Raw genomic sequence first — 26,661 nt, forward strand, 5'->3', positions numbered from 1 at the left:
GGCCGTTCGCCCCCCCATGTGCACCTTAGGGGATGCGTGAGCAAATCGTGAAGGCGGTTGGTTGAACGGCGGAGAGGGGCGAAGGCGAGTCTTTCAACGGCGGCAGCCCTTCACGGTCCGGCGGCCACTGACAGGGCGTGAACCCGCTCCGCCCCGTGAGGAACCCCGAGGCAGAGGCTTCCACCGCCATGCCGTTCAGGAACACCTTCGCCGGGACCGTGCTGTCCGTGACCTTGAGGGTGGGCCAGGCCATGGTGGAGGCCGTCACCTCCGTGAGGGCGCCGGCCGGGACGGTGATCGTGGTGGGAGTGCCGCTCGACGTGCCGTCGGCCACGTCGGCGGTGAAGGACTGCGAGGCGGTGCACGCCGGGCATCGGCCGGTGCGGTCACCGCGCCGAGCGTCGGCCGGTGCGGTCACCGCGCCGAGCGGGCACGGTGCGCAAGCTGCCTACGTGGTGCTCCGGGGCCGGGTTCCTCGGGCTCGGCACGTCGTTGTGCGGCCTCGCCCTTGCCGCTGAGCACGCTGCCGGGCCCTGCGCGCCCGGTGAGGAACCCGCGTGGGGCCGACGCGTGCACGCGCGCCGGCGACCGACGAAGGCCGGGGCACCGACCGGGGGCAAGGACCGCCATGTCACAGGTCCGTCCCGGCGGGCCGTGGCCGCGCGCGGGACGGAGCGGTGCGCAAGCCCCGTCCCGTCGGGCCTGTGGCCCGGTGGCCGGCTTCGTCTGTAACAGGCCTGTACGGGCGGGTGGTTGGGCGAAACGCACCACGGAGGGGACGGCTCTTGATGTGCAGAACGGCCCGGACTCAACGGGCCGTCACACCGACCGACATCGAGGAAGACATCATGCGCGCAAGCAGGATGACCATCGCCGCCCTGGCCGTCGTCGCGGGTCTCTCGCTCACCGCCTGCCAGAACGACGACGCCGCCACCGACCGCAACGACTCCGGCGCCTCGTCCGCCGCTTCCGCCCCGTCCTCCGCGAACGGTGGCTCGAGCTCCGGCGACTCGGCGCAGGACCAGGGCACCGCGAAGGACTCGAACCAGGACCAGGGCACCGTCGCCGGGACCGGCTCCAACAGGGGCGGCACGGTCGGCAAGTGCCGCACCGACGAACTGGAGGTCACGGCGAAGGACGCCACCGTCGGCGGCGACACGGACGGCACCGTCGCGGTGGAGTTCACCAACGGCGGCGGCCGGGACTGCGCGATCTCGGGTTACGCCGGTGTCGACCTGAAGACCAACGCGGGCTCGCTGTCCGCCGAGCGCACCGGGGAGCAGGCCCCCTCGGTCGTCCTCAAGGACGGCCAGTCGGTGTCCTTCGCCGTCACCTACCCGGTCAACGACTCCGGTGGCTCCGGCGTCCGCATCACCGGGCTGGTGGTGACCCCGCCGGACGAGACGAAGTCGGTCTCGCTCGACTGGCCCGGCGGCGCCTCCCTGCCCGTCACGGACGGCTCCGGCACCCCGGTGAAGGTCGGCCCGATCGGCAGTGCCGGCCAGGGCGGCTGACCCGCGCCCCGGCCCCCGCCCGACCCACAAGATCAAGGTGAGCGTGCGGAGGGTGCCCGGCCGACCAGGGCCGGGCCGCGGCCGAACCGCTCGCGCAGGCCGGCCGCGACGGACGACGTCCCCCGGGGGGCGCTGATACCGCGCGGCACGATCAGCCGGGTGTCTTCGCCGCCCACCATCACGGCGATCACGCTGTCGCTCGCCGTGACCGCGCCTGGGCGTTCCGGGACGCCGCCGGCACCGACGTCCGGACGGGTGACGTGCGCCGGTGCCGGTCATCGGCGCAGTGGCCGGGTTCGTCGAGCAGGCCCGTGTGCGCAGCAGTGAGCGGGGCCGGGGAGGAGGCCGCGGTGGGACGCACGACACGGGATGCCGGCCGGCCCGGAATGCGGCTGCACCGGTACCCGGACAGGCACCAGGCACCGAACGGAACGCGTCGGCGGGGCCGGCCCGTCCGGCGGGCGAGGGTCACGGTCCCGCGCCGAACGGTCACAGGGCCACGTCGATGACGACCCGTGCGTGCGCTGCGCCGGCCTCGATGTCGGCCGTGCCCCAGCACGGCTCCGGACGACGGCAATCCCTTCGATGACGGCGAACGCAGCGGGAGAAGACCTGTCCTCGGTAACGATGACGCACGGCTCCAGGAACTCCGCGGGCGTCGTGGTGGGGGCGTCATCCGTGTCGCCCCGGTACCGCTTCGGCATCTCCGGGTCGGTGTGCAGGATGCGCCGGGTCCGTCCGCACCGGCTCCGCGACGGCCACCCCCGCGACGGCTACCAGCGGCGACGGATCGCCGAACCGGCCGAACCGGCCGGGCCGCCGGGCGAGGCCGGGCAGGCCGGGACGGACGGCCCGTCGGGGGAATCCGGGCCGTCCGTCGCCGCTTCCCGGGGTGTTCCGGGAAGCGGGTACCGCGTACCGGCCTCCGGCGCGGTGGGCGGTGGCGCGGGGCGGCGGCGGTCTTCGTGGCGGTCGCCGTGGTTCAGCAGCCGTCGATCCCGCAGGCGTTGCCCTGGCTGACGGCCAGGAAGGCCTGCTCGTCGAGGACCGCCTTGCGCAGCTGGGCCGCGTTCGGCACGCCCTCGATGCGGTGCCGGTCGTTGACGATGATCGTGGGAACGGCGGAGATGCGGTACGCCTGTGCGGTGCGCAGGGCCTCCTGGTGGGTCTCCCGGTAGGTGCCGTCCTTCAGTGCGCGTGCGTAGTCGTCGGCGTCGAGGCCGAGTTCGGAGGCGATGGCGGTGAGCACCTCCGGCCGGCCGATGTCCTGGTTTTCCTGGAAGAACGCGCGCAGCATGCGCGGGGTGTACTCGGCCGCCTTGCCGTGCTCGGCGGCGTACTGGTAGCCCTCGAACGCCAGCCGGGTGTACGGCTGCGGCGAGACGGTGGGCAGGGTGATGTCCACCCCCATCCGGCGGGCCATGGGGTAGACCGAGCTCGCCCACACCGAGGGCAGGTAGTCGTCCTCGGGGCGCAGTGTCGGCTTCGGGTAGGGCCGCAGTTCGAACGGCATCCACTCGATGTCGACGTCGAGGTCGTGCGTGGCCTCGTGCAGAGGTCCCTCGGCGAGCATGCAGTACGGGCAGACGTAGTCCGACCAGACCTTGATGTTCACCCGGTCGTCGGTCGCGTCGTTCATCGCAGCTTCCCCTTGTTCATGAGGTACACCTCGAACGGCTTGGTCGCGTCCGGCACCTGCAGGTGCGTCACCTCCACCGGCCAGTCGGCCGGGTCCTTCGCGAAGATCGAGTACGAGCCCGAGTAGTCGAAGCCGTACTGTGCGGCCGTCTTGCGGTCGACGGCGTAGACGATGTGGCTGACGTTGAAGTACAGCGACGCCATGTAGCACAGGGCGCACGGCTCGCCGGAGGCGATCAGTGTGGCTCCGGCGGTCGCCCACACCCCTCGTTCGGCCGTGGCGTTGCGCAGTGCGACGACCTCGGCGTGGGCGGTGGGGTCGTCGTCCTCGCGCACCCGGTTGAATCCGGTGGCCAGGATCTGCCCGTCGTTGACGACGATCCCGGAGAAGGGGATGCCGCCTGCGGCGACGTGCTCTGTGCTGATCCGCACCGCCTCTTGGACGTGTTCGGCCAGCCGGCTCTCGGCGGGTGTCATGGCTGCACTCCTGTCAGAGGATGGTCGGGCGGAGCGGAAGGGCGCCGCCTGTGGTCGGGCCGGAGCGGGCCGGCCGGGACGGTCTTGCCGGTACAGGCCCCGGCTGTACAGGCCCCGGCTGTGCGGGTCCCGGCTGTGCGGGTGCCCGACGGGGCCTGGACTGGTCCCGGAGGGCGGGGGCGGCCGGGCCGGCGGGCCCTGCCCCGGTGGACGGGACCGCCCGAGGGATGCGCGCCGCGTCCTCCGGCGCGGAGACACCCCTTCCCCGCTTGCTTGTACTTACAAATGATCGCTCTGCGGACACCCCCTTGCAAGTTCGGAGGACCGGAGCAGAAGATTGCATGAACATGTATCTTGTTGTCAACGCCGCTCGGGAGGAGCCAGTACCCCATATGACAGTCATCCCTCAGGCGCCCACCGCGTCCTCCGATCAGGCCATGTGGAACAAGGTGCTCACCTTGCATGCGCATGTCGAACGCCGGCTCACCCAGGTGCTGCAGCGCAAGCACGGTATCGGCCTGTCCGAATTCCGCGCCCTGGAATGCCTGGTCCAGGCCGCCGAGGGCGAGTTGCGCATGCAGGACCTGGCGGACAAGGTGGGTCTCGGCCAGAGTTCGGTGACCCGCCTGGTGGGCCGCCTGGACACGGCCGGGTTCGCCTTCCGGGACCTGTGCCCCGACGACAAACGCGGTGTGTACGCGGTGATCACCGACGAGGGCCGGCAGCGCTACGCCGTCGCCCGCGGCACCTACGGCGAGGAGCTGAGCGCGGCACTGAACGCCGCGGGAGCCGTCCCCGAACTCACCCGCACCGTCCAGGCGCTGCGCAGCGGCGCCTGACCTGCGCTTTCTCCGGCATCCGCGAGCCCGGCCCCGGCAAGGGGCCGAACGAGAGCCGCCCGGTCCCCCGGGCGGCTCTCGGCGTTTCCCGGCTCCGGCGCGGCGGACGGCGGCATACGCCCGGTTCCTGAGGCGAAGCGCCCCGTGCGCCTGCGATGCCTCGGCCGTACGTCCCTCACACCTTCGAGTGAACAGTCGATGAAGCAATTCCGTCACTCCGGGGGGAAGTGAACTCTCTCACACCCGTCACAGACGGTACATGCTTGACTCTGCATACATTCCCGCTACGGTGAATGACCGAACGACCACGGGGGGCGTAAACGGAGCCGGCTCGATCCGGTGTGCCCCGGGCTCCGGACACGTGCTTTCCGGCGCACCTCATGTGCCGTCACCCCCTTGGGGCCGCAGATCGCTGTTCCCGTCGTATCCGGGATGAACAAGGGGGGACCCATGCCATCCTCACGTCTGTGTGACGCGCTGGCCGCGCATGCCCGGCACCGGCCCGAGGCCGTGGCCCTGGTGTGGGGCGGGCGGCGCACCACGTATCGCCGGCTCGCCGGCCTCGCCGGGGAACTGGCCGCCGCGCTGGACCGCCTGGACCTCGACCGCAGCCGCCCGCTGTGCGTACCGGCACACAAGACGCCGGAGACGATCGCCCTGCTCATCGGGGCCTTCCGGGCGGGGTACGCCGTCCTCGCCCCGTCTCCCGGGCTGGGCGCCGCGGTGCTGGAAACGCTCACCGCGCAGGCCCGGTGCTCGGCGGTCCTCACCGTCGACGACCGGGGCGGCCTGCACCACGACGACGTCCCGCAGGACGAGGCGGCCGCCCGCGGATTCGACGCCGTGGACCCCGCCGCCGCCCGCCTGCTGCTCACCACCTCCGGGTCCACCGGAACGCCCAAGACCGTGCCCATCGCGGCCGGCGCCTTCGACCGCTTCGCCGCATGGGCCGCCGTACACTTCCGGCTCACCGAGCGGGACACACTGCTCAGTCACGCCCCGCTCAACTTCGACCTCTCGCTGCTCGACGTCTGGACGGGGCTCCTGCTCGGCGCCACGGTCGTGCTCGTCGAGCAGGACTCCAGCACCGACGCCCGGCACCTGCAGGACCTGCTCGCGCAGCACGAGGTCACCTTCGTGCAGGGCGTCCCCATGCTGTACCGGCTGCTCGCCCAGGACGACGCCCGGCACCCGCATGTGCGCACGGTGATCTTCACCGGGGACGCGATGCCCCGTCCGCTGCTGGCCCGGCTCGGCGCGGCCTTCCCCGGCGCCCGCTTCCACAACGTCTTCGGCTGCACCGAGACCAACGACAGCTTCCTGCACGAGGTCGACCCCGCCGCAGCGGCGGACAAGACCCCGATCGGCCGGCCGCTGCCCGGCGTGCGGGCCCTGCTCCTCGACGGCGAGGGGAAGGTCCTCGACGGGCCCGGCACGGGTGAACTCTTCGTGTCGACCCCGTTCCAGACGGCGGGATACCTGCAACGGGAGCGCAACGAAGGGGTGTTCGTTCCCGCGCCCGACGGCGGACCCGAGGTGTTCTACCGCACCGGCGACATCGTCTCCCGGGACGCCGAGGGCCTGCACTGGCTCGACGGGCGGACCGACTTCCAGGTCAAGGTCCGCGGTGTGCGCACCAACGTCCAGGAGGTCGAGAACGTCCTGGCCGCCCATCCGGACGTCGCCGAGGCCGCCGTGGTGGCCCTCCCCGACCCGGAGGCCGGCTACCGGCTGCACGCCCAGGTGACCCGGCGGCCCGGCACCGCACTCACCTCCCTGCGCCTGCGCACCCACAGCGCGGCGCACCTGCCCCGGCACGCCATCCCCTCCTCGGTCCAGGTGAGCGACACACCCCTGCCGCGCACCGCGACCGGAAAACCCGACCGCAACCTCATAAAGGCACTGCGTCAGAAGGGAAACCACGCATGAGCACGCTGACGGACGAGATCCGCGGCTACGTCGTCGCCGAATTCCTCGACGGAGAGGACGCCGCCGACCTGACCACCGAGTTCGACCTGATCGCCAGCGGAGTCGTCGACAGCCTCGGGCTGGTCCGGATCGTCTCGCACCTCTCCACCGCCTACGCGATTCCCGTCGACGACATCCCGCTGAAGCCGGAGCACTTCCGCAGCATCGGCGCCATCGTCGCCTTCGTCGAGAACGCGACCCGGGCCGCCGCCGCCTGATCTTCCGGGCCAACCCCGGAGACGGAGAAACGAAAACCCTCACATCCCAGAAGGAGTTTTGCGGTGATCGTTCGGAGCATCAGTGACATCGCCCCCGTGGAGTGGGGCAACGGTACCAGCCACCGTCTGCTGACCGAGACCGACGGCATGGGTTTCACCGTGTGCGAGACCCTGGTACGCAAGGGCACGTCGAGCGCGCTGCAGTACCGCCGGCACCTGGAGGCCTGCTACTGCATCAGCGGTTCCGGCGAGGTCGTCACCACGGACGGGGCGCGCTTCAAGATAACGGAAGGCACCATCTACGCCCTCGACAAGAATGACGCGCACCACCTCGTGGCGTCCGACTACGAGGACCTGAGACTGATATCCGTCTTCAGCCCCGCCCTGCGCGGCGACGAGAAGCACACCCTGTCCCCCGACGGCTTCTCCCAGTACTGAGTCCCGTGTTCCGGGGCCCGCCTACGGGCCCCGGCCCCTCACTCACCACGTACCGGAAGGCCGACACAGTCATGACATCCGCACCCGCGCAGTCCGCTCCGCAGACCCCCGACCCCGGCCCCGACCCGTATGAACTCGCCGCCCCCTGGGCCGGGGAACTCAACCGTGACGTCGAAGAGTTCGACGCCCGCGCCGAATTCCCCTGGGACAAGTGGAAGACGATCCGGCGCTCGGGAATCCTGGCGGTCCCCTTCGAGACACGTTACGGCGGCCGCGGCGGCACCCTGACCGACACGATGCGCGCCCTGGAGGGACTCGGCCACACCTGCCGGGACGCAGGCCTCGGCTTCAGCGCCTCCACCCAGATCGTCAGCGTCGGCGTGCCGCTCCAGGCGTTCGGCGGCGAGGAGCTCAAGTCCCGCTTCCTGCCGCGGATCATCTCCGGCGAGCTGATCACCGCGCATGCCATCACCGAGCCGGAGAACGGCTCGGACGCCATGAACATCACCACCACCGCGCGGCGGGACGGCGACGACTACGTCATCGACGGCGGCAAGACGTTCATCACCAACGCGCCGATCGCCGATCTGTTCCTGCTGTACGTGCGCACCGGCGACCCCGGCCCGTTCGGCCTGAGCGTCTTCCTCGTCGAACGCGGCACCCCCGGCCTGCGGATCGGTGAACCGCTGGCCAAGATGGGCCTGCGCACCTCCCCGCTGAGCGAGGTGACCTTCGAGGGTCTGCGGGTGCCCGCCGCCCGCCGCATCGGCCAGGAGGGCGCCGGCTTCCTGATCCTCGACCACGTGATGAAGCGGGAGATCCTGTTCTCCTTCTCCCTCACGCTCGGCGAGATGAGCCACCGCCTGGAGCGGGTGATCCGCCACGCCAGGACGCGCCGCCAGTTCGGCCGGCCGGTCGGCCGGTTCCAGGGCGTCTCGCACCGGATCGCGGACATGAAGATCGCGGTGGAGACCTCGCGCAAGTGGCTCACCGACACCGGCGCCAAGGTCGAGGCCGGCCAGGACGCGGCGCTCGACATCGCCGCGACCAAGACGGTGGTCAGCGAGGCCAACAAGACCACCGCTCTGGACGCGGTGCAGATCTTCGGCGGCCAGGGCTATCTGACCGGCACCGGCATCGAACGCGACGTGCGCAACGCCGTCGGCGGAACCATCTACTCCGGCACCAGCGAGATCCAGCGCAACCGCATCGCCGCCCTGCTGGGCCTGTGAGCGGCGCCGACGAAAGGGTGACCATGAACGCCATCACGAGCGCCGAGCACGCCCGGCTCACCGCGCCCACCGAGTTCCTGGACCACGACACCGACGCCGTCCAGGCCTTCGTCGACCACGCGGTCGCCGACCGGGCCGCCGACAAACGCCGCCTCGCCGTCGAGCTGTACTACGCGGTCCGCGACGACGTCTTCTACGAGGTGTACGGGGCCGATCTGTCCCCCCGGGGACTGCGGGCCAGCCACATCGCGACCACCAGGAAGGGCTTCTGCCTGCACAAGTCCGTACTGTACGCGGCGGCCTGCCGGGCCGTGGGCATCCCCGCCCGTCTGCACTACGGCGACGTGCGCAACCACCTCGCCTCCGACCGGCTGCGCGCCCACATCGGCGGAGACGTCTTCTTCCACGGCCTCAACTCCGTTTACCTGAACGGAACATGGGTGAAGGCCACCCCGGTCTTCAACAAGATTCTGTGCCGCCTGTACGGGATGACACCGCTGGAGTTCGACGGCACCGCCGACAGCGTGCACCACCCCTTCGACGACCAGGGCAGGAAGAACATGGAGTTCGTCGCCGACCACGGCGGCTTCGACGACGTGCCCTACGAGTTCGTCATGTCCCAGATGCGCCGCAAGCACCCCCGCTTCCTGGACGGCAGCGGCACGGTCCGCGGCGGCTCGCTGGCCGCCGAGGCGACGGCCTGACCCCGAGAGGAGTCGACCATCATGAGCAACATCCAGGCCGAGAAGGACGGCTGGGAAGCCCGGGCACGGATCGGCGTGGTCGTACCGCACGCGGACGTCGGCCCGGAGTCGGAGTTCCAGGCGATCGCCCCCGACGACGTCTTCGTCCACGGCTCACGCGTGCACTTCGCGGCGATGCGGCCCGGCGGCGAGATGGACCCGAAGATCCCGCACGACCCCGTGCGCGCCTTCGTGGAACCGCCGCACATCGACGACGCGGTGGAACTGCTCGCCGCCTCCCCCATCGACGTGATCGCGCTCGGCTTCACCAGCTCCGCCTACGTACTCGGCGCGAGCGGCGAGAAGGAACTGTTCGACCGGCTGGCCGACCGTACCCGGGGCATCCCGCTCACCGGCACCACCGCGGCCGCCGTCACCGGCCTCACCGCGCTCGGCGCCCGCAAGGTGGCGATCGTCAACCCGCCGTGGTTCGACGACCGGCTCTCCCGGCTCGGCGCCGGCTACTTCACCGAGCAGGGCTTCACCGTCGTCCACCACGGCCCGTGCGGCCTGCCCAGCAACCAGAAGCTGATCACGCCCGAGGCCCTGTCCGACTGGATCCGCACCACCGTTGCCGGCCACCGGCCCGACGCCGTCCTGGTCGCCGGCAACGGCATCCGCGCGGTCGGCGTCATCAACGCCCTCGAAAAGGAGCTGGACTTCGCCGTCCTGACCGCCAACCAGGTGCTGTTCTGGCACGCCCTGCACCTGGCCGGCGCCGGCGAGACCGCAACCCGGATCACCGGCTACGGACGGCTGTTCGGCACGGCACCCGGCAGCGGCGCGTCATGAGCCTGCTGGCGGCCGACGGCCACATCGCCCTGTTCGGCACCCCCGAGGGAGACTCCTACAGCCTGCCCCTGGTCTGCTGGCGCGACGACGGCACCACCGTCCACGGCATGGTCCTGCACCGCGGCGCGCTGCGCCAGGCCGAACTCTTGTCCGGCTTCCGCCGCTACGCGCACAGCAGCGAGACCATCCCCTCCTTCACACCGGAGCAACCGCAACGGCGCTACGCCGGCACAGCCGGCTGAAGCCACCCTGGGCCCGTCCGGCACCACCCGCACGGGCCCGCCAACACCCACACCCACGGCACCGGCACCGGCACCGGCACCGGCACCGGCACCACGACGACGGCGTCCCCCTCACACGCACCCGGACAACCAGCGGCAGACACCCCCTGCCGCCACCCCGGACAGCACGGACCCGCGAACCGCCCCGGCCCGGCCCGGCCGTGCCGGCCGGCGCGCAGGGCGTGTCCCCCGGCCCGCGCCGGTCACTCCCGGCGCTCTCCCCAGCGAGATTGACAGCAAGATACATGTTCATGCAAGCTTTATCTGCCTTCGCGAAGGCTCGCGACGCAGCCTTATGGGCGTGATTAGCATGCACGTACAAGCAAATTCTGTGGGGGAAGTGCGGCCTGGCCGCTGTTCCTGCCGCCGCCACGGGCCACCGCCGCCCCACGGCGGCCCGGCCCCTGACCAGGCCGGCCCCCACCGGACGAAAGGACCGCCATGCAGTGGCTCTACCTCGCCATCGCGGACATCTTCGAGATCGTCGTCGCCATCGCGGCCGGCAAGGCCGAAGGCTTCAAGAACCGCCGGTGGACAGCCGTCACCCTGATCAGCGGTGCGCTCGGGACCTACTTCCTCAGCAGGGCACTGCTGACCTTCGACGTCGGCGTCGGCTACGCCATCTGGACGTCCATCGCCGGCGTCGGCATCACCGTTCTCGGAGTGCTGCTCTTCGGCCAGCGCCTGAACTGGCGCAAGGCCCTCGGCATCGCCGTCATCATCGCGGGAGTCGTCGGCCTCCAGCTCAGCGGTGCCGCCTAGAAATCCCGCCCACACCTGATCCGCATCCCCCGAAAGGACCCCGGTACATGTCCCGCACCGAGCGCTCCTCCGCCAACTCCTGGCTCATGCTCCTCCTCGCCGGAGGGTTCGAAGTCGGCTACGCGCTCTCCGTCGGCGGCAGCCACGGCTTCACCCGCCTGTCGTGGTCACTGGTCGCCGTCGTCTTCTTCCTCCTGACCCTCTGGGCCCTGAGCGTCGCACTGCGCACCATCGACGTCGGTATCGGCTACGCCGTCTGGGCGGGAATCGGAGCAGCCGGCGCGGCCCTGCTCGGCCCGGCCTTCTTCGACGAGACCCTCACCCCCGTCCAGGCCCTGTGGCTCGGGGTGATCATCGTCGGAGTGGTCTGGCTCAAGCTCGCCGACAGGCCGCAGGAACCCCAGCAGGCCGCTGTCAGGCCGCGGGAAGTCCAAGCCGCAGAGCGCTGAAGGGTCTCCAGCCCGGCAGTCCCCCACCCCGGTCCCCTGTGACGGTCCGCCGGCGGAGTCCCTGTCCGCAGAACCCGCCCGCGGTGCCGTGGCCGGTGGCCGGGCAGCCGGGTGCCGAGGACCCGTCGGTGGTGAAGCGGTACACCGGGCGGCGCGCGCTGCCGGCACAGCACGGACAGCGCCCACCACCCCCGCCAGGAGGGCGCGACAGGCACCTCGCGGGCGGAGTTCGCCGCCGGGCACGGCGAATCCGATGATCTGCCCCACGGCTTCGTGATGGCCACACGCGCCGCTCCCGCCCCGCTTCCTCAAGGGCTCCGGGAGGGTCATCGGCGGCTTTCCGCGCCGGTGAAGTCGGCACCCGAGCCTGATCCCCCGCCAGAGAGGAGAATCATCATGCTCCGTACCACCCCCACCAGCGTTGCCGGAGCCGACCCCGCGCTGCTCGCCGTGGACGAGGAGGTCGCCGAGGCCCTGCACGAGGGACGGCCGGTCGTCGCCCTCGAGTCCTCCGTGATCCCGCACGGTCTTCCGTATCCGGCCAACCTGGAGTTGGCCCACGACATCGACGCGGCCGTGCGAGCCTCCGGTGCGGTTCCCGCCCGCGTCGGCATCCTCGACGGCCGGATCGTCGTCGGCATGAGCAAGGAGCATCTGGAACGCTTCGCCTCGGACCCCGGGATTCCCAAGGTCAGCACACGCGACCTGGGCATCGTCCTGGCCGGCGGGGGCGCCGGGGCCACCACGGTGTCCTCGTCGCTGGTCGCCGCCGGCCTGGCCGGGATCCGGGTGTTCTCCGTGGCAGGCATCGGAGGTGTGCACCGCGACGCTCCGCACAGCTTCGACATCTCCGCGGACCTGGTCCAGTTCACACGGAGCCGTACGGCCGTGGTGTGCGCCGGCGCGAAGTCGATGCTGCATCCGGCGTGGACCCTGGAGTGGCTGGAGACCGCCGGCATACCCGTGATCGGCTACCGCTGCGACGAGTTCCCCGCCTACTTCAGCGTCAGCAGCGGTGTCCGCAATCCGCACCGGCTCGACGACCTCCGGCAGATCGCGGCAGCCGCCGTGGCCCACTGGGACACGGGCGCGGCCACATCGGTCCTGGTCACCCACCCGATCGCGGAAGCCGACGGGATTCCGTCCGAGGACGTCGAAGCGGCCCTCGCCGAGGCCACGACGCTGGCGGAACGCGACGGCGTCACGGGCCCCGCCATCACGCCGTACCTCCTCAAGGCGATCGCCAAGGCCACCGAGGGCCGCACCTCCGCGGCCAACCGTTCGGTGCTGCTGTCGACCACGGCGCTGGCCGGCGAGTTCGCCGTGCAGCTGTCCCTCGAACTCGCCGCGCGTGAGGAGACCGGCCGGTGACCCGGCAGGCGACCGCACCGGTCCTGTTCGACCTCGACGGCACCCTGCTGGACACCCCTCGGGCCATCGTGTCGGTGCTCGACCGGGTCCTGGCGGAGTCGGGCCGTCCCGCACCACCGCGAAAGCAGGTGCGGGCCACCGTCGGAAGGCCCCTGGCCGCGGCCTTCGGTGAACTGCTGGACCTGCCGCACGAGCACGCCGAGGTGGAAGCCGCCGTCGCACGCTTCCGAGAGCTGTTCCGGGAGACCGTCGTGCCCGAGGCGAAGTCCATGGTCTTCCCCGGCGTACCGGAACTCCTGGAACGACTGCGCGGTGAGGGCCGTCCCCTCGCCATCGTCACGAGCAAGATCCGCGCCAGCGCGGAGGAACTGCTCGAACCGACCGGTCTGGCCGGCCACTTCGATGCCGTCGTGTGCCACGGTATGGCCCCACGGGGCAAGCCCCGTCCTGACCTCGCCCTGCTCGCCGCACGACAGCTGGGCCGAGCCCCCGAAGAGTGCCTCGTGGTGGGCGACGCCGTCGACGACATGCGGATGGCCCACGCGGCGGGCATGGGGGCGATCGGGGTGTCCTACGGGGTCGCGACGGCCGGGCAGCTGCTCGGCGCGGGAGCGCGGGCGGTGTGCGACACCGTGCCGGCGCTCGGCGAGACGCTGGGGGTTCTCCGGTCTTCCGCGGTGACCGCGCCTCGCGGCTGACCCGCCGCGTCGGGCCCGGACCACACCGCGCCACAACATGCACCTCCTCGCCAGCACGAAGACCTGAAAAGGCGGTTGGAAAAAGACATGGCATCACCGACGACACCCGACACGGCACCGCCGAGAAGTCCCTTGGCAGGTCTGGTCACGCTGTCCGCGGCCCAGTTCCTCATCGCGCTCGATTTCTCGGTCATCTTCGTGGCCCTGCCCAGCATGGGCTCGGACCTCCAGCTGTCCGGCAGCACCATCCAGTGGGTGGTCAGCGCCTACGCCGTCTTCTTCGCCGGATTCCTCATCGTCGGCGGGCGGGCCGCCGACCGTATGGGCGCGCGCAACATGTTCATCGCCGCTCTGCTGCTGTTCGGCGTCGCCTCGCTGGCCGGCGGCGTCGCCGGGAATGCCTCCCTGCTGCTGATCGCCCGAGGGGCGCAGGGCGTGGCCGCCGCCACGCTCCAGCCCTCGATCCTGGCCCTGGTGAACACGACCTTCCGGCCGGGACGCGAGCGCACGCGCGCCCTCGCCGTCTGGGGGACGGTGGGCGCCAGCGGCCTCGCCGCCGGCGTCGTCATCGGCGGCCTGCTCACCACGGTGTCCTGGCGCTGGGCGTTCTTCGTGAACCTGCCGTTCGCCGCCGTGTGCGCGCTGGCCGCGCCGCGGCTGCTGCCCGGCAAGACCGACCGGGGGAAGGCCGTCCCCCTCAACGTCCTCAGCGCCGTGCTCTGCACAGCGACCGTGCTCGTCTCGGTGCTGGGGCTCACCCTGGCCGCGGATGTCGGCTGGACCGATCCGCTCGCGCTGGGCAGCTTCGTCGCAGCCGTGGTCCTGCTCGCCCTCTTCGTCACCCGGGAGCGCGGCAGTGCTCAGCCGCTCGTCGAATCCTCGCTGCGGGGCACTCGTACTCTCCTGGTCGGGTGCGGCGCCTCGGCGCTGTACATGGCGAGCGTGGCGGGATCCGAGTTCTACCTGGTCACGCTCCTGCTCCAGGAAGGGCGCGGGTTCGAGCCGCTGGCCGCGGGCATCGCCTTCCTGCCGCTGGCGGTGTGCATCACGCTCGGCAACATGATCGCCGGCCGTCTGCTCGGCTCACTCGGCGTACAGCGCACGCTGCCGCTGGCCTTCGCCATCGGAGCGGCCGGCCTCGTGCTGCTCGCCGTCTCGGTGCACGACCACTCGTATCTCGTGGGCCTGCTTCCCGGCCTCCTTGTGAGCGGCATCGGCCACGGCATGATCTACACCTCCATGTTCGTCGGCGGGACGCGTGACGTCGCCGACCACAACCAGGGCGTCGCCGGTGCCCTGATGACCACGACCCAGTACGCAGGCGGCGCGTTCGGAGTGGCGGTCCTGGTCCTCGTCCTGGGCACCGACCCCGGTGACGGCCGCTTCCTGCCCGCGTTCCTGCTGGCCGCCGCCATCGCGCTCGCCGGGATCGTGTGGTCCTGGGCGGGATTCCGCGCACCCGCGGCCCGGGCCGGAGCGCCGGAGCCGTCCGCGATCGGCGAACCCGCCGCGGCGCCCGAGGAAGAGAGGGCCGGATGACCACCGCGGCCCGGCTGGGAATTCTCGTCATCCACAACGACCCCATGCCCGAGACGGAAATCTGGGGCATGGCTCCGGCAGGCGTCTCCATCCACACAGCTCGCTTCGAGTGCCCTCGTCCCGCCGACACGGAGTACGTCGGCAGCCCTGCTCGCGCCTTCGCGTCGTCCGCCGAGGTCGCCCGGGGTCTGGACCACCTGGGCCGGCTGGGCACCGACAGCATCGCCCTGTGTTTCGGATCGAGCAGTTTCTTCGGAGGACCGTCCTTCGACACGGACTTCGTCGCGGAGGCCGAGTCGCACTCCCACGGCACGCCGGTCTACACCGCAGCGGTGGCCATGACGGCCGCGCTGAAAGCCGCCGGTGTCCGTCGGCCACTGGTGATGATGCCTCCCTGGTTCACTCCCCCGACCTTCGAGGCGACCGAGAGGTACCTCACCGCGGTGGGCATCGAGCGCATCCGCATCGCCCAGTTCGACCTCGGTCCGAAATGGGCGGCCGTTGCCCGGTACAACGCCTTCGACGAGGGCGCCCGATGGGCCGTGGATCCGGACGACGTCCGCCGGCAGACACTCGCGGCGTTCAAGGACGCCGAGGACACCGCTGTCGACGGCATCCTCGTCCCGGGCAGCGGGTTCCGCGCCCAGGGTGCGGTGGTGCCGCTCGAGCAGGAACTGGGGATCCCCGTCATCACGGCGAACCAGTCGGTCCTGTGGTACGGCCTCAACCGGGCCGCTCCCGAGCCGCGGGCGGACACGGGACAGTCCCTCCACGGCAGCCTCTTCAACCTCCGCCTTCCGACGGGCGGTCAGCGGTGACGGGAGCCGAGGCCGCCCGGAGGGCCTGTCCGCCGGCACGTCAGGAAACAGTCCTCGGGATCGTCCGAGGCCGTGGTCGGCCGGCTCGGCGAGGACGCCGCCGGGCGGTTCCTTCCGGGAGGTCCCCCCTTTCTTTCGCCGCTCCGGCGGCGTGCCGGTGGGCCGGCGGACGGTGGCGCCGACGCTGACGTCCCGGCTGATCAGGGCCTTCGCATCCGCCTCGGCCCGGGGCTCGGTGGGGATCCTTCGCTCAGGTGCCGTCCCGCTGCCCGCGCCGGAACAGGTCATGGGCCCCGTTCCACGGCCCATGACGTATGGCGTCCCGGCAGCGGCGTGCTCGGGCGGCGGCCCAGTTCCTCGGACCGGGTTGGGAGTGAGGCGGCGAGGCTGAGGTTGTCCCCCGCGGCTCACGGTCCGGAACCGCGGGGCGTACACGGTCGCTTCGATGCCGAGGCCGACCGGGCTGCCCAGGACGGGGAAGACGGCGCGGACACGGGCGGGGGCGTCCGGCTGCAGCAGCGGGGCACCGTGCAGAAGCTGTGGGGCCCGGGCACGTCGGCGCTCGCCCGGGCCGGCTTCAGGAAGCCGGCGGACTCGGCCGGGCTGAGAACCGAGTGGACGTACGGCGGGATCCGGCCGTATGTTCCGGTGTCCGCGCGCGTCCTCGCACGCGCGCCGGCACCAGTTGCACGCGCCGGTTCGGGGAGAACCGCGTGCCGGCTCGGATCTCGTCTTCTCGGGGGGACTTTCTCATGACCACGCCCATGCCGGATCCGCCGTCCGCTGCCCCGCCCGGCGCCTGGCTGCGCTCGCCGGCCGCGCTCGGCCGCGCCACCGCCGTGCTGCTCGGCCTCGTCATCGCCACCGACCTGTTCGCCTGCTACGCGGACCTGCTGGAGATGGACGTCACCGGCGACCTGGCCGACGGCGTCACCGGCGCCGAGGTGATCGACCGGGCGGACCACGCGGACGCCCTCTACGGCATCGCCGGCATCGCGCAGGGTGGCGCGCTGGTGGCCACGGCCGTCGTCTACCTGTGCTGGCTGTGGCGGATCCGGGTGAACGCCGAGGTGTTCGACGCCTCCCGGCATCGCATGAAGCGCGGCTGGACCATCGGGGCCTGGTTCTGCCCGGTGGTGAACCTGTGGTTCCCGCGCCGGATCGTCGCGGACAGCTGGGACGCCAGCGCTCCCTGGGGCTCGCGGTCCAGGCACACGCCGGTCAACGCCTGGTGGACGCTGTGGCTCGTCAGCTTCTTCGTGGGCCGGTTCGCCGAGCGCAGTTCCCGGCAGGCCGAGACGGCGGACGAACTGCGCGAGGCCTCCGGCACGATGCTGTTCTCCGACTGCCTCGACATCGTGGCCGCGGTCCTCGCCATCGTGGTGGTCGTGCGCCTGACCCGGATGCAGGAACGCAAGGTCCACTCCGGCGGGCTGCCGGCTCCCGCACGCGATTGAAAACCCACGGCCGGCCCTCCCGCCCCGGTCGTAGCGCCGCCGCTCCACCGCCATCGGCGACGGCACCGGCCGCATCACCGAAATCACACTCGAAGCCGGCCGGCTCCTGCGGTACGGGCGTGTGCGTCTCATGGCCCGTCCCGTCGCATGGAGGCTTTGATCGCCCGGCATGCGTCGCCCGCCGGCCTGCGGGTATTGCCGAGCGGTCCACGGGAGAGGATCTTCCCGCGCCCCGGCCTGTGCCGCGGTGGCCGAAGTCCGAGTCCGTACTGCTCCCCCGTCGAGGGCCCGCTCGCCCGCTCGGATCGCTGCAGATCTCAAGCGGAACGCGGCAAGGAGAGAGGTTTTGCGCGAGGAGGGCGGAGGACCAGCGGGAGTGCCGTGGGCGATGGCGGCCGGCCCGGTGAAGCGGACGGCGTATCTTCATCCGTCCGGGGTCCGGTACGGGACGAGGCTGCTCGGCGTTCCGAGGGCGCGCCGGTACGGCCGCCGTCTGCTCGCCGTGCCGGCACGGAACTGCGGGCTCACCGCCCAGGCGGCGCGTGCGGTGTCACCGGCGATGTACGCCGCCCCGGGCCGTCCGGACAAACGGGTGGTCGGGGGCGGGCGGGAGGGGGCAGGATGCTCCGCATGACCTTGCCCACCCCCGAGCTGCACACCGCCCGCCTGCGACTGCGGCCGTTCACCGACGCCGACGCGGCGCCGCTCTACGCGCTGCACAGCAGCGCCGACGTGCTGCGCTACTGGGACTCCCCGCCGTGGACCGAACCGGCTCGCGCTGAGCGTTTCATCGCGGCCTGCCGGACGATCGAGGAGGAAGGCACGGGAGCGCGGGTGGCCGTCGACCGCGTCTGCGACGGCGCGTTCATCGGCTGGTGCGGTCTGACCGGGTGGAACCCGGACTTCCGCAGCGCGTCCCTGGGCTATGTCTTCGACTCCGCCGTGTGGGGCCACGGCTACGCCACGGAGAGCGCGCGCTCCGTCCTGCGGTGGGCGTTCGACACCCTGGACCTCAACCGTGTCCAGGCCGAGACCGACACCCGCAACGTGGCGTCCGCCCGGGTCCTGGAGAAGCTCGGTTTCGTCCTCGAGGGGACCCTCCGCGAGGACTGCGTCGTCAACGGCGACGTCTCCGACTCCTGGGTCTTCGGCCTCCTCCGCCGCGAGTGGCACCCGACGGCCGGCCGTTAGGAGCGAGACGCGTGGGCATCGGTCCCACCGAGAGCTGAAAGCTGTCCGGGGCGCAGCTTCTACAGGTCGAACTCGAGGTGCTCGATGTCGGTGAAGCGGACCTGCTCCAGGCTGCCGGCGCGGTGGCCGCCGTCCTGGAAGTAGACCTCCTTGAGTCCTTCGGCCGCGATCTCGCGCAGCTGCTGCTCGGTGGCGCCCTGCTCGCGGGCCTCGAAGAGGCGGGCGGCGTAGCGGGGCGGGAGGGCGACGGTCAGGTGGCGGATGCGGGCGTCGTCGGTGGTGCCGATGGGGGCGGTGTAGCCGATGCGGGCGCGGGTGTCGATGACGATGCCGTCGGTGGTCGCCGCCTTCCGGCGGGCCCTGGCGCGGATCTGGGGCTGCCAGCGTTTGTTCACCTCGCGCTCGAGGCGGGCGGCGAGGTCGGGGCGGGGTTTTTTGATCTGGGCCTTGACGTAGCGTTCGACGGTGCGCTGGGAGATGCGCAGCAGTCGGGCGGCCGCTCCGGTGCCCTTGAGCTGTTTGACCAGGTAGCGCATCTGCGCGGGCGCGGTCCTGGGTGCCGGGCGGGTGAAGGTTTTCTGTACGGCGGCGTCCAGGCCGTCCCCGAACAGGGTCATCGTCGCCGTCTCCTACTCGCCGGTGTCGGTGTCGGTGATGGTGCCGTCCTTGATGTAGCGGGCGAGGTTGAGTTCCGGGGCGTCGAGGCGTTCGCGGACTTCCTCGCCCCACAGGACGGTCTGGGTGCCTTCGTGTTTGACCAGGCCGGGGTTGACGCCGAGCTTGAAGCCGCCGGGCAGCGGCTTGCCGTGGCGGTAGGGCAGGAAGTCGAGCGGGGAGGGTCCGTCGGCGGCGTAGACGACGCAGTCGGAGAGGATCGCGACCGGGTACTGGCCGGTGTGCGCCGCGTGTTTGACGATCTTGCGGTGGAGGTTGACGCGGGTGCGGGAGATGACCGCGGCGCGGATGTCGGGCCGCCAGGTGGGGCGGGACAGGGCCCGCCACGGCCCGCCCGGCTTCCAGCCCTCGCCGCGCGGGCGTTCGCGCAGTTTGCCCAGGCCGCCTTTGACGGTGGCCTTGATCGCCGAGGCGACGATCGCCAGTTCGGGGTCGCGCTGCCGGTAGCCGTCCATCGCCGTCAGGAAGGCGGCCGGGTCCATGTCGGGGTGGACGCCGAGGTCGGCCATCGTGGCCAGGTAGGCGTCGCGCAGCCGCTGGTACCAGCCGTCCAGGTAGCGGCCGTTCTCGTGGCGGACGTAGGCGGCGGCGGGGCGTACCTGGTAGCCGAGTTCCACGGCGTAGGCGACGGTGGGTGTGGCGTACCAGGCCGGGCCCTCGGGCCGGTCGCCCTTGGGGGTGAAGGGGCTGGGCAGCAGGCCGGCGTCCAGGTCCGCCCACTGGTCTTTGCCGGTCTTCACCCGGGAGAGGTCGACGTGGGAAAGGTCGACCAGCCATGAGCCGGGCAGTTTCGGGTCGAACACCGGATTCTTGACGTGCGTGGGCGCTCCGAGGCCGACGACCAGGCCGTTGGCGCCGGCGGCGAAGGCCATGTTGACGTCGATGCCGACCAGGTGGCGGCGCATGCATTCGTCGTCGGTGAGCGGCCGCGCCCAGTCGTAGGCTTCCTCGAACAGTTTCTCTGAGGGGCCGCGGACGTGGAAGCGTGGCAGGTCCGCCAGGAGCGGGTGTCCGTCGGGGGCCTCGCAGGGGGCGCAGTCGACCGGGTCGCTGCCCAGGCTGCCGGGGTTGGGTGCGGAGTGCCGCCTGCCCGCCGCGTCGGGTTCGGAGGCGCGGGTCGGCGGGTGCAGCGCGGTCATGAGTTCCAGGCCCGTGACCGCGGTGGAGCCGCGCGGTGTCATGACGCGGGAGGCGTACACGCCCAGGACGCGGGCGAGTTCCGGCGGCGGAAGCTGCGCGGCGTCGCCCCAGTGGCGGGAGTCGAGCGCGTTCCAGGCGGGGATGCACACCTGTACGCAGGCCCGTTCCGAGCCCTGCGCGGGGCGGTAGATCCGCGCCCAGGGTCCGAAGCCGCGTTTCGTCAGTTTCCAGTCGGCGCGTGTGAGCTGTTTGACGGCCTGGTGGGTCTCCGGGATCCGTCCGGCGAGCCGCTCGTCGTCGGTGAGGGCGGTGGGCAGGCCGTAGCGGGTGAGGGCGGCTGCGGTGAGCACGAGCAGCGGGTCGGCGTCCTTGCCGGGGCCGGACAGTTTCGGCTGGCCCAGCCTGGCTTCCTTGAGTGTCCAGTCCACCAGGGCCGGGAGGGATGTGGCGGGTACGTCCAGGACCAGGCCGCCGGTGCAGTACGCCAGCGTCTGCCCGTCGGCGTCGGCGTCGATGACGGCCAGCGGGCCGTTCTCGAAACGCGCGCCGGTGCCCCCTGCCGGGGGTCCGGCCGGGGCTGCCTTCCGCGTGGCCGGGCGGCGTGAGGCCGGCGTGTCGGTGTGGGCCGGGCCGGGCGCGGCGTGCCCGGCCGGGGCGGCGTGCCCGGCCGGGGCGGCGGCAGGGGTCCGGGTGTTGTCGTGCTCAGTTGCGTCCGCGGTCCGGGAAGGCGGGGCTGTCGGGGTGGTCCGTCCCGCCGGGGCGGGCTCGCCGGTGACCGCGGGCGGGGAGGCTGCGGGCGCGGGGTAGAGCTCCGCGAGCTTGTTCAGCAGCCGCGCGTACGCCTCACGTTCCGGGCCGCGCGGCTCGACCGGCTTCCTGGCCGACTCCCACCCGGAGACCGTCGCCCGGCGCACCCTGAGTGCGGCGGCCACCTCGTCCAGTGTGAGTCCGTGGGCCTGGCGCAGCCGCTTGCGCTCTTCCGCCGGCGGCAGCGCGGCGCGTGACGCGACCAGCGCGTCGACTGCGTCGAACAACTCGGACATGCGACCTCCCGGCCGACACCTTAGCCGGTGAACCGTATGCGAAGCGTAATTTTCGCGTACGCGAGGCGTGCGGAGGTCGCGGGAGGCTGGTGGCGCCGGTGCCGGGCCGGCCCGGCACGGCACGCGTTCTGGGCGGGGTGGGAGGGTCAGTAGGAGCCGGAAGGGCTGGTGCGGTCGATCAGTTCGCTGAGCGTGACGGCCAGTTCTCCGACCGACTGTTCCCGCAGGAAGTGGTGGGCCGGAACGGGGATCCGGAGCGCTGACTGCAGTCGGCGCTGGAGGGCCAGCGCGGTCAGTGAGTCGATCCCCTGGGCGCGCAGCGGCCGGGTCAGGGAGATGCGGTGGGCCGGCGGGATGTCGAGGCATTTCGCGAGATCGCGGCAGAGGAACCTCTCGAAGATCCGCAGGCGGGCGTCACGCTGCAGCTGACGCAGTGTCGCGAGATCGAGGGTGGCGGGTTCTCCTGACATGGTCTCATCCTTTCGTCCAGCGTGGGGGTTCGGCTGCGAGGGGCGGGCCGGGAACCGGTCCGGCGCGGGGGCCGGGGGCCGGGAGCGGGCCGGGCCCGGGCCGGCCCGGGTGGGGCGGGGCGGGGCCGGCGGTGGCGCAGCCGCGGGCCGTCCGGGGGGCGCACCGCCTCGCCCTCGGTTCCGGCCGCCGGCGTCCAGGCAGCCGCCCGGGCCGGGACTGTCGTGGGGCGGGACGCGGAGGCGGGCAGGGGCCGTCGGTGCGGAGGGTGTGAGGGGAGGCCGGGTGGCGGGTACGGGCGGGGCGGGGTGCGGCCGGAGGGGAACGCGGCGCTCTCGCGGGGTCCCCCTCGGCCGTGCTGTCGGTGGGTTCCGGCCGGCTGTCGTCGGTGAGGGTCGTGGGGGGTGAGGTGTGGTGGGAAGCGGTGGCCGTCCGGTGCGTCGGAGAGGGTGGGGTGCCGGCGGTCCGCTCGAAGTTCCGGTCCGGCCGGCGGCGGGGGCGGGGGCGGAGCTGTGTGCAGAGCGCCCGGGGAGCCGGAAGGGCGGGCCGGGCGCCTGCCCTTGCGCGGTCACCCCGGGTGGCCGCCGGTGATACGCCAGCCGCGGGGGTCGTGGTGGTGCGGGATGCGTTCCGGGCGGCGCCAGGCGGCGGTGGGCCGCTGGTCCTGCAGCCCGGGGCCCGCCGCGGCGAGCGCGGCGGCGCGGGCGAGGAGCACGGCGGTCAGCGCGGCGATGTCGGCGGGGCCGGCCTGGCCTTTCACGACACGGATGACGAGGCTGTCGTCCGCGCTGTCGGTGGCGCTCACTGGGGCGGGTTGCCGTGCTTGCGGGACGGCAGGTCGGCCTGTTTGCTGCGCAGCATGGCGAGCGAGCGGATGAGCGCGCGGCGGGTGTCGCGCGGGTCGATGACGTCGTCGATGAGGCCGCGTTCGGCCGCGTAGTAGGGGTGCATCAGTTCTGCCTGGTATTCCTTGATCTTCTGTGCGCGGACGGCGTCCGGGCAGTCCGCGGCGGCGATCTCGCGGCGGAAGATGACGTTGGCCGCGCCTTCGGCTCCCATCACGGCGATCTCGTTGGACGGCCATGCCAGGGCCAGGTCGGTGCCGATGGAGCGGGAGTCCATGACGATGTACGCGCCGCCGTAGGCCTTGCGGAGCACGAGTGAGATCCGCGGCACGGTGGCGTTGCAGTACGCGTAGAGGAGTTTCGCGCCGCGCCGGATGATCCCGTTGTGTTCCTGGTCCACGCCCGGCAGGAAACCGGGAACGTCGATCAGGGTGACCAGGGGGATGTTGAAGGCGTCGCAGAACTGGACGAACCGTGCGGCTTTCTCGCTGGCGTCGATGTCGAGGACACCGGCGAAGGACGCGGGCTGGTTGGCGACGACACCGACGACCTCGCCGTCGAGGCGGGACAGCGCGCAGACCATGTTGGTCGCCCAGCCGGGGTGGACCTCGAAGTAGTCGCCGTCGTCGACGATCTCCTCGATGACGGCGCGTATGTCGTAGACCCGGCTGGGGTCGTCGGGAACGAGTTCCAGCAGCCGGTCGGTGCGCCGGTCGGCCGGATCCGAGCCGAAGGCCCTGGGCGGGAGGTCACGGTTGTTCGACGGCAGCAGGGACAGCAGGTGACGCACGTCCTCCATGCAGGAGCGCACGTCGTCGTAGGCGAAGTGGGCGACGCCGGAGGTGGTGGCGTGCACGTCCGCGCCGCCGAGGTCGTTCTGGGTGATCTCCTCGCCCGTGACGGCCTTGACCACGTCGGGGCCGGTGATGAACATCTGTGAGATGTCGCGGACCATGAAGACGAAATCGGTGAGCGCCGGCGAGTAGGCGGCGCCGCCCGCGCACGGGCCGAGCATCACGCTGATCTGCGGGATGACTCCCGATGCCCGGGTGTTGCGCTGGAAGATGCCGCCGTAGCCGGCGAGCGCGGAGACGCCTTCCTGGATGCGGGCGCCCGCACCGTCGTTGAGCGAGACCAGGGGCGCTCCTGCGGCCATGGCCATGTCCATGATCTTGTGGATCTTCTGTGCGTGGGCCTCGCCGAGGGCGCCGCCGAAGATGCGGAAGTCGTGGGCGTACACGAAGACGGTACGGCCGTGGACGGTGCCCCAGCCGGTGATCACTCCGTCGGTGTAGGGGCGTTTCCTCTCCAGTCCGAAGCCGGTGGCGCGGTGTCGGCGCAGCATTTCGACCTCGGTGAAGGAGCCCTCGTCGAGGAGCAGTTCGATCCGCTCGTGTGCGGTGAGTTTGCCCTTGGCGTGCTGGCGTTCGGTGGCGAGCGGGTCGCCGTGCCGGGCGGCCTGTTTGATCAGGCCGAGTTCCTCGATGCGGTCGGCGGCGCTCCACTGGCCGCGGTGCTCGCGGTCACGCAGTCTGGGCCGGCCGATCACCTGATCGACTTCCTGTTCGATCGACATTGCTGTATCACGCTCCCCAGTCGGATGCTCAAGTGGTCGTGCCGTCGGCGTCGAGATCCACCGTCGCGCCGGGGTGCAGCGCGGAAGTGGGCAGTCGGCGCAGGGTGAGCCGGTCGGGCGGTGCGCCGAGCACGGCGACGGCCGCGTGGTGGCGGGGGCCGGAGTGCAGGTCGAGCACGGTCCAGCCGGCCGGCCGGCGGCGCGGGTCGGATCCCAGGTAGTCCTGAGCGGGGTCACGGGACAGGCCGGTGCCCAGTGCCTTGAGGTAGGCCTCCTTGCGGGTCCAGGTCCGGCCGAAGGCCGTGCGGCGTTCCTCGGTGTCGAGGTCTGCCAGTTCCGCCTGTTCCTGCGGGTGCAGCGACGGTGTGCACAACTCGACGGTGTCGGCCCGTGGCAGGCGCTGGACGTCGATGCCGGTGACGGTGTGGGAGACGGCGACGGCGGCCATGCCGTGGCTGTGTGCCAGGGAGAAGTGCAGGGGCGGGTCGGGGTGGGCGACGGCCGGCCGGCCGTGGGGTCCGGCGCAGCCGGGGCAGGGCTCCCGCACGAACGGTACGTCGCGCGGGGGCAGTCCCAGGTAGGCGCCGAGCAGCCGGCGCAGCGCGACGTGTGCGCAGGCGTACGTCACGGCGTCCGCGAGGCGTACGAAGGTGGCGGTGCGGCGGCGTTCGGTGTCGCTGAGGTCGGAGAGGTCCAGCAGTTCGGCGGCGGTCTTCAGCCGGGGGCGGCGCACCAGCCATATGTCGAGCTGCCCGGGCAGGGGCAGCCGGGGGGTCAGGGACCGTTCGGGGGTGAGCAGTTTCCCGGTCACGTGGTGCTCGCGGCGTGGTGGGGGCCGGGGCGGCGGTGTCCGGTGTGCTGGTGCGGGCGGTTCCCGGACTGGTGTCCGGTGTGCTGGTGCGGGCGGTTCCCGGACTGGTGGCCGGGGTGTGCCGGGGCCGGGCGGGCTGCCGGTCCCGGCGGGGTCCGGGCCTTCGTTGTCTGGTCCATGATCGTGCCCCCTCGTGGGGTGGGAGGACGGACGTCAGGTGCGTGGTGCGGACCGGGCGGCACGGGTGGCGGCGGCCGGTGTCAGGCCGGTGAGGGCGACGAGCAGTCCGAGCCCTCCGAGTGCGGCCACCAGGGTCAGGGCAGCCCGGCAGGCGCCGGTCGCCGCGGCCGGGCCGGCGGCGGTGTCCGAGCCGGCGAGCAGCGCGGCGACCGCGGCGACCACGACGACCGCGGCCAGTTGCACGGCCGTCTGGTAGAGCCCGCTGCCCGCACCGCGGTCGGCGGGCTGGAGTTCGCTGGTCGCTTGCATGTTCAGCGCGGCGAAGGACAGGACGAATCCCGCTCCCACCAGCAGCAGCGTCGGCAGGAGCCGGCCTGGGTAGTCGAGCGGCCAGGACGGGCGCAGTTGCAGCAGGTAGCCGGCGAAGGCGCAGGCGGCGCCGGCCGCGATGAGGCGGGGCGCGCCGAACCGGGCGACCAGGCGTCCGGAGGCGAGTGCGGTGAGTGCCGGAGGGGCGGCGGCCGGCACGAGTGCCAGCGCCGTTTTCAGTGGTGACCAGCCGGCGACGGTCTGCATCTGGTGGGTCAGCACGAACAGCAGGCCGAGGTAGGAGCCGTTGAGGCAGGCCGCGCCGAGCGCCGAGCGCAGGAGGGCCCGGCTGCGCAGTGGCCGGGTGCGCAGCAGGGGCTCGGCCGCGGTGCGTTCCACCGCCCAGAACGCTCCCAGCAGCAGCACCGCCGCGGCCAGGGATCCGGTGGCCCGCGGGTCGTGCCAGCCGTGCCCGGGCAGTGCGGCGATGCCGTTGACGAGGGCCAGGAGCGCGCCGGCGAAGGTGACGGCGCCCGCGATGTCGTAGTGGCGGCCGGCGGTGGTGGCGCTGCCGGCTGTGCCGTCCTGTGCGGGGATGAGGCGGAGCCCGAAGGCGAAGAGCAGCAGGACGACCGGGGCGGGGAAGGTGAAGGCCAGACGCCAGGTGTAGGTGGTCAGCCAGCCGGACAGCAGCAGGCCCGCGGTGAAGCCGCCGGCGCCGAAGAGGGTGTAGACGGACAGCGCCCGGGTGCGGGCGCGTCCTTCGGGGAAGGCGGTGGAGATGATGGCGAGCCCGGTGGGTGCCGTCAGGGCCGCGCAGAAGCCCTTGACCAGGCGGGTGGCGAGCAGCAGTCCCGGTTCCTGGGCGAGCGCGCTGAGGACGGATGCGGCGGCGAAGCAGCACAGTGCCGCGAGGTAGACCCGGCGGCGCCCCAGGAGGCTCACCACTCGTGCGCCGAAGAGCATCAGTCCGCCGAAGCCGACGGCGAAACCCGTCATCGCCCACTGCACTTCGGTCAGCGGCAGCGCGAGGTCCGTGGCGATCGAGGGCAGTGCCACGACCGCCACGGACACTTCGAGTGCGTCGATGAGCATGTTGCCGGCGAGGACGATGAGCAGCCCCCACAGCCGCAGGCTCCACCGTCCTTCCCCGGTGTCCGCCGCGGGCGGCGGAAGGGTCCTGGTCACG

The 26,661-nt window shown here is 72.0% G+C and carries 27 protein-coding genes and 1 pseudogene; 17 read left to right on the forward strand and 11 right to left on the reverse strand.

The window, feature by feature from the left end; all coding sequences use genetic code 11:
• Nucleotides 1-25 precede the first annotated feature (25 nt).
• Nucleotides 26-418 carry a hypothetical protein gene (locus tag VKA29_RS08635; RefSeq protein ID WP_324784660.1) on the reverse strand — a complete coding sequence of 131 codons (393 nt, stop codon included), beginning with the start codon at nucleotides 416-418 and terminating at the stop codon, nucleotides 26-28.
• A 430-nt stretch (nucleotides 419-848) separates the two neighbouring features.
• Between VKA29_RS08635 and VKA29_RS08640 the strand changes: the two genes are divergently transcribed.
• A complete protein-coding gene (locus VKA29_RS08640) occupies nucleotides 849-1,514 on the forward strand; it encodes a DUF4232 domain-containing protein (protein WP_324784661.1) in 666 nt (221 codons plus the stop codon).
• Nucleotides 1,515-1,570: 56 nt separating this feature from the next.
• Here the strand turns inward: VKA29_RS08640 and VKA29_RS08645 are convergent.
• The 3 genes and pseudogenes from VKA29_RS08645 to VKA29_RS08655 form a co-directional block, all read right to left on the reverse strand.
• Nucleotides 1,571-1,693 (reverse strand): annotated as a pseudogene (locus VKA29_RS08645) (kinase); the annotation flags it as partial.
• A gap of 803 nt (nucleotides 1,694-2,496) precedes the next feature.
• Nucleotides 2,497-3,153, reverse strand: a complete 657-nt coding sequence (locus VKA29_RS08650) for a DsbA family oxidoreductase (RefSeq protein ID WP_324784662.1) — start codon at nucleotides 3,151-3,153, stop codon at nucleotides 2,497-2,499.
• Complete coding sequence (locus VKA29_RS08655) at nucleotides 3,150-3,629, reverse strand: nucleoside deaminase (RefSeq protein ID WP_324784663.1); 480 nt, start codon at nucleotides 3,627-3,629, stop codon at nucleotides 3,150-3,152. The genes VKA29_RS08650 and VKA29_RS08655 overlap by 4 nt, the downstream gene beginning before the upstream one ends.
• Before the next feature lie 392 nt (nucleotides 3,630-4,021).
• Between VKA29_RS08655 and VKA29_RS08660 the strand changes: the two genes are divergently transcribed.
• The 16 genes from VKA29_RS08660 (at nucleotide 4,022) to VKA29_RS08735 (ending at nucleotide 18,425) form a co-directional block, all read left to right on the forward strand.
• Nucleotides 4,022-4,468, forward strand: coding sequence for a MarR family winged helix-turn-helix transcriptional regulator (locus VKA29_RS08660; RefSeq protein WP_324784664.1), 447 nt, complete (start codon nucleotides 4,022-4,024; stop codon nucleotides 4,466-4,468).
• Between the two features lie 450 nt (nucleotides 4,469-4,918).
• The gene (locus VKA29_RS08665; RefSeq protein WP_324784665.1) at nucleotides 4,919-6,397 is read left to right on the forward strand and encodes an AMP-binding protein; all 1,479 of its coding nucleotides are present in this window, start codon (nucleotides 4,919-4,921) and stop codon (nucleotides 6,395-6,397) included.
• Nucleotides 6,394-6,654, forward strand: coding sequence for an acyl carrier protein (locus tag VKA29_RS08670; RefSeq protein WP_324784666.1), 261 nt, complete (start codon nucleotides 6,394-6,396; stop codon nucleotides 6,652-6,654). Before VKA29_RS08665 ends, VKA29_RS08670 begins: the two co-directional genes overlap by 4 nt.
• 63 nt (nucleotides 6,655-6,717) lie before the next feature.
• Nucleotides 6,718-7,092 carry an ectoine synthase gene (locus VKA29_RS08675; protein ID WP_324784667.1) on the forward strand — a complete coding sequence of 125 codons (375 nt, stop codon included), beginning with the start codon at nucleotides 6,718-6,720 and terminating at the stop codon, nucleotides 7,090-7,092.
• Nucleotides 7,093-7,163: 71 nt separating this feature from the next.
• Entirely contained in the window at nucleotides 7,164-8,324 is a 1,161-nt protein-coding gene (locus VKA29_RS08680; protein WP_324784669.1) for an acyl-CoA dehydrogenase family protein, read from the forward strand.
• A 23-nt stretch (nucleotides 8,325-8,347) separates the two neighbouring features.
• Complete coding sequence (locus VKA29_RS08685; protein ID WP_324784671.1) at nucleotides 8,348-9,028, forward strand: transglutaminase-like domain-containing protein; 681 nt, start codon at nucleotides 8,348-8,350, stop codon at nucleotides 9,026-9,028.
• 21 nt (nucleotides 9,029-9,049) lie between these two features.
• The gene (locus VKA29_RS08690) at nucleotides 9,050-9,859 is read left to right on the forward strand and encodes a maleate cis-trans isomerase (RefSeq protein ID WP_324784672.1); all 810 of its coding nucleotides are present in this window, start codon (nucleotides 9,050-9,052) and stop codon (nucleotides 9,857-9,859) included.
• A complete protein-coding gene (locus VKA29_RS08695) occupies nucleotides 9,856-10,101 on the forward strand; it encodes a DUF6253 family protein (protein ID WP_324784673.1) in 246 nt (81 codons plus the stop codon). The genes VKA29_RS08690 and VKA29_RS08695 overlap by 4 nt, the downstream gene beginning before the upstream one ends.
• Before the next feature lie 480 nt (nucleotides 10,102-10,581).
• Nucleotides 10,582-10,902, forward strand: a complete 321-nt coding sequence (locus tag VKA29_RS08700) for a DMT family transporter (protein ID WP_324784674.1) — start codon at nucleotides 10,582-10,584, stop codon at nucleotides 10,900-10,902.
• Between the two features lie 47 nt (nucleotides 10,903-10,949).
• Entirely contained in the window at nucleotides 10,950-11,351 is a 402-nt protein-coding gene (locus tag VKA29_RS08705) for a multidrug efflux SMR transporter (protein ID WP_324784675.1), read from the forward strand.
• A gap of 396 nt (nucleotides 11,352-11,747) precedes the next feature.
• A complete protein-coding gene (locus VKA29_RS08710) occupies nucleotides 11,748-12,722 on the forward strand; it encodes a pseudouridine-5'-phosphate glycosidase (protein ID WP_324784676.1) in 975 nt (324 codons plus the stop codon).
• Entirely contained in the window at nucleotides 12,719-13,420 is a 702-nt protein-coding gene (locus tag VKA29_RS08715; protein WP_324784677.1) for an HAD family hydrolase, read from the forward strand. Before VKA29_RS08710 ends, VKA29_RS08715 begins: the two co-directional genes overlap by 4 nt.
• Before the next feature lie 132 nt (nucleotides 13,421-13,552).
• On the forward strand, nucleotides 13,553-14,959 hold the full coding sequence (locus VKA29_RS08720) for an MFS transporter (RefSeq protein WP_324784678.1): 1,407 nt from the start codon (nucleotides 13,553-13,555) through the stop codon (nucleotides 14,957-14,959).
• A complete protein-coding gene (locus VKA29_RS08725) occupies nucleotides 14,956-15,777 on the forward strand; it encodes a hypothetical protein (RefSeq protein WP_324784679.1) in 822 nt (273 codons plus the stop codon). The genes VKA29_RS08720 and VKA29_RS08725 overlap by 4 nt, the downstream gene beginning before the upstream one ends.
• 752 nt (nucleotides 15,778-16,529) lie before the next feature.
• A complete protein-coding gene (locus VKA29_RS08730; RefSeq protein ID WP_324784680.1) occupies nucleotides 16,530-17,234 on the forward strand; it encodes a DUF4328 domain-containing protein in 705 nt (234 codons plus the stop codon).
• A gap of 630 nt (nucleotides 17,235-17,864) precedes the next feature.
• The gene (locus tag VKA29_RS08735; protein ID WP_324784681.1) at nucleotides 17,865-18,425 is read left to right on the forward strand and encodes a GNAT family protein; all 561 of its coding nucleotides are present in this window, start codon (nucleotides 17,865-17,867) and stop codon (nucleotides 18,423-18,425) included.
• Nucleotides 18,426-18,484: 59 nt separating this feature from the next.
• Here the strand turns inward: VKA29_RS08735 and tpg are convergent, their stop codons facing one another.
• The 7 genes from tpg to VKA29_RS08770 all read right to left on the reverse strand — a co-directional run bounded on the left by tpg (nucleotide 18,485) and on the right by VKA29_RS08770 (nucleotide 26,660).
• Nucleotides 18,485-19,042 (reverse strand): telomere-protecting terminal protein Tpg, encoded by a 558-nt coding sequence (gene tpg / locus VKA29_RS08740; RefSeq protein ID WP_324784682.1) that lies wholly within the window; start codon nucleotides 19,040-19,042, stop codon nucleotides 18,485-18,487.
• A 12-nt stretch (nucleotides 19,043-19,054) separates the two neighbouring features.
• Nucleotides 19,055-21,283: a telomere-associated protein Tap gene (gene tap, locus VKA29_RS08745; protein WP_324784683.1), complete on the reverse strand. Its 2,229-nt coding sequence runs from the start codon at nucleotides 21,281-21,283 to the stop codon at nucleotides 19,055-19,057.
• Nucleotides 21,284-21,429: 146 nt separating this feature from the next.
• Nucleotides 21,430-21,753, reverse strand: coding sequence for an acyl carrier protein (locus VKA29_RS08750; RefSeq protein ID WP_324784684.1), 324 nt, complete (start codon nucleotides 21,751-21,753; stop codon nucleotides 21,430-21,432).
• A 566-nt stretch (nucleotides 21,754-22,319) separates the two neighbouring features.
• On the reverse strand, nucleotides 22,320-22,556 hold the full coding sequence (locus tag VKA29_RS08755) for an acyl-CoA carboxylase epsilon subunit (RefSeq protein ID WP_324784685.1): 237 nt from the start codon (nucleotides 22,554-22,556) through the stop codon (nucleotides 22,320-22,322).
• Nucleotides 22,553-24,172 carry an acyl-CoA carboxylase subunit beta gene (locus VKA29_RS08760; RefSeq protein WP_324784686.1) on the reverse strand — a complete coding sequence of 540 codons (1,620 nt, stop codon included), beginning with the start codon at nucleotides 24,170-24,172 and terminating at the stop codon, nucleotides 22,553-22,555. Before VKA29_RS08760 ends, VKA29_RS08755 begins: the two co-directional genes overlap by 4 nt.
• A gap of 28 nt (nucleotides 24,173-24,200) precedes the next feature.
• On the reverse strand, nucleotides 24,201-24,983 hold the full coding sequence (locus VKA29_RS08765) for a 4'-phosphopantetheinyl transferase family protein (RefSeq protein ID WP_324784687.1): 783 nt from the start codon (nucleotides 24,981-24,983) through the stop codon (nucleotides 24,201-24,203).
• A gap of 213 nt (nucleotides 24,984-25,196) precedes the next feature.
• Nucleotides 25,197-26,660 carry an MFS transporter gene (locus VKA29_RS08770; RefSeq protein ID WP_324784688.1) on the reverse strand — a complete coding sequence of 488 codons (1,464 nt, stop codon included), beginning with the start codon at nucleotides 26,658-26,660 and terminating at the stop codon, nucleotides 25,197-25,199.
• Nucleotide 26,661 lies beyond the last annotated feature (1 nt).

Origin of the sequence: Streptomyces sp. H51, assembly GCF_035656535.1 — a bacterium.
Taxonomy (GTDB): domain Bacteria; phylum Actinomycetota; class Actinomycetes; order Streptomycetales; family Streptomycetaceae; genus Streptomyces.

What these genes read in the sequence shown, in the direction of transcription:
- VKA29_RS08640 (WP_324784661.1), top strand. Translation starts at nt 849, where the DNA reads ATGCGCGCAAGCAGGATGACCATCGCCGCCCTGGCCGTCGTCGCGGGT.
- VKA29_RS08650 (WP_324784662.1), bottom strand. Translation starts at nt 3,153, where the DNA reads ATGAACGACGCGACCGACGACCGGGTGAACATCAAGGTCTGGTCGGAC.
- VKA29_RS08655 (WP_324784663.1), bottom strand. Translation starts at nt 3,629, where the DNA reads ATGACACCCGCCGAGAGCCGGCTGGCCGAACACGTCCAAGAGGCGGTG.
- VKA29_RS08660 (WP_324784664.1), top strand. Translation starts at nt 4,022, where the DNA reads ATGACAGTCATCCCTCAGGCGCCCACCGCGTCCTCCGATCAGGCCATG.
- VKA29_RS08665 (WP_324784665.1), top strand. Translation starts at nt 4,919, where the DNA reads ATGCCATCCTCACGTCTGTGTGACGCGCTGGCCGCGCATGCCCGGCAC.
- VKA29_RS08670 (WP_324784666.1), top strand. Translation starts at nt 6,394, where the DNA reads ATGAGCACGCTGACGGACGAGATCCGCGGCTACGTCGTCGCCGAATTC.
- VKA29_RS08680 (WP_324784669.1), top strand. Translation starts at nt 7,164, where the DNA reads ATGACATCCGCACCCGCGCAGTCCGCTCCGCAGACCCCCGACCCCGGC.
- VKA29_RS08685 (WP_324784671.1), top strand. Translation starts at nt 8,348, where the DNA reads ATGAACGCCATCACGAGCGCCGAGCACGCCCGGCTCACCGCGCCCACC.
- VKA29_RS08690 (WP_324784672.1), top strand. Translation starts at nt 9,050, where the DNA reads ATGAGCAACATCCAGGCCGAGAAGGACGGCTGGGAAGCCCGGGCACGG.
- VKA29_RS08695 (WP_324784673.1), top strand. Translation starts at nt 9,856, where the DNA reads ATGAGCCTGCTGGCGGCCGACGGCCACATCGCCCTGTTCGGCACCCCC.
- VKA29_RS08700 (WP_324784674.1), top strand. Translation starts at nt 10,582, where the DNA reads ATGCAGTGGCTCTACCTCGCCATCGCGGACATCTTCGAGATCGTCGTC.
- VKA29_RS08705 (WP_324784675.1), top strand. Translation starts at nt 10,950, where the DNA reads ATGTCCCGCACCGAGCGCTCCTCCGCCAACTCCTGGCTCATGCTCCTC.
- VKA29_RS08710 (WP_324784676.1), top strand. Translation starts at nt 11,748, where the DNA reads ATGCTCCGTACCACCCCCACCAGCGTTGCCGGAGCCGACCCCGCGCTG.
- VKA29_RS08725 (WP_324784679.1), top strand. Translation starts at nt 14,956, where the DNA reads ATGACCACCGCGGCCCGGCTGGGAATTCTCGTCATCCACAACGACCCC.
- VKA29_RS08730 (WP_324784680.1), top strand. Translation starts at nt 16,530, where the DNA reads ATGACCACGCCCATGCCGGATCCGCCGTCCGCTGCCCCGCCCGGCGCC.
- VKA29_RS08735 (WP_324784681.1), top strand. Translation starts at nt 17,865, where the DNA reads ATGACCTTGCCCACCCCCGAGCTGCACACCGCCCGCCTGCGACTGCGG.
- tpg (WP_324784682.1), bottom strand. Translation starts at nt 19,042, where the DNA reads ATGACCCTGTTCGGGGACGGCCTGGACGCCGCCGTACAGAAAACCTTC.
- tap (WP_324784683.1), bottom strand. Translation starts at nt 21,283, where the DNA reads ATGTCCGAGTTGTTCGACGCAGTCGACGCGCTGGTCGCGTCACGCGCC.
- VKA29_RS08750 (WP_324784684.1), bottom strand. Translation starts at nt 21,753, where the DNA reads ATGTCAGGAGAACCCGCCACCCTCGATCTCGCGACACTGCGTCAGCTG.
- VKA29_RS08760 (WP_324784686.1), bottom strand. Translation starts at nt 24,172, where the DNA reads ATGTCGATCGAACAGGAAGTCGATCAGGTGATCGGCCGGCCCAGACTG.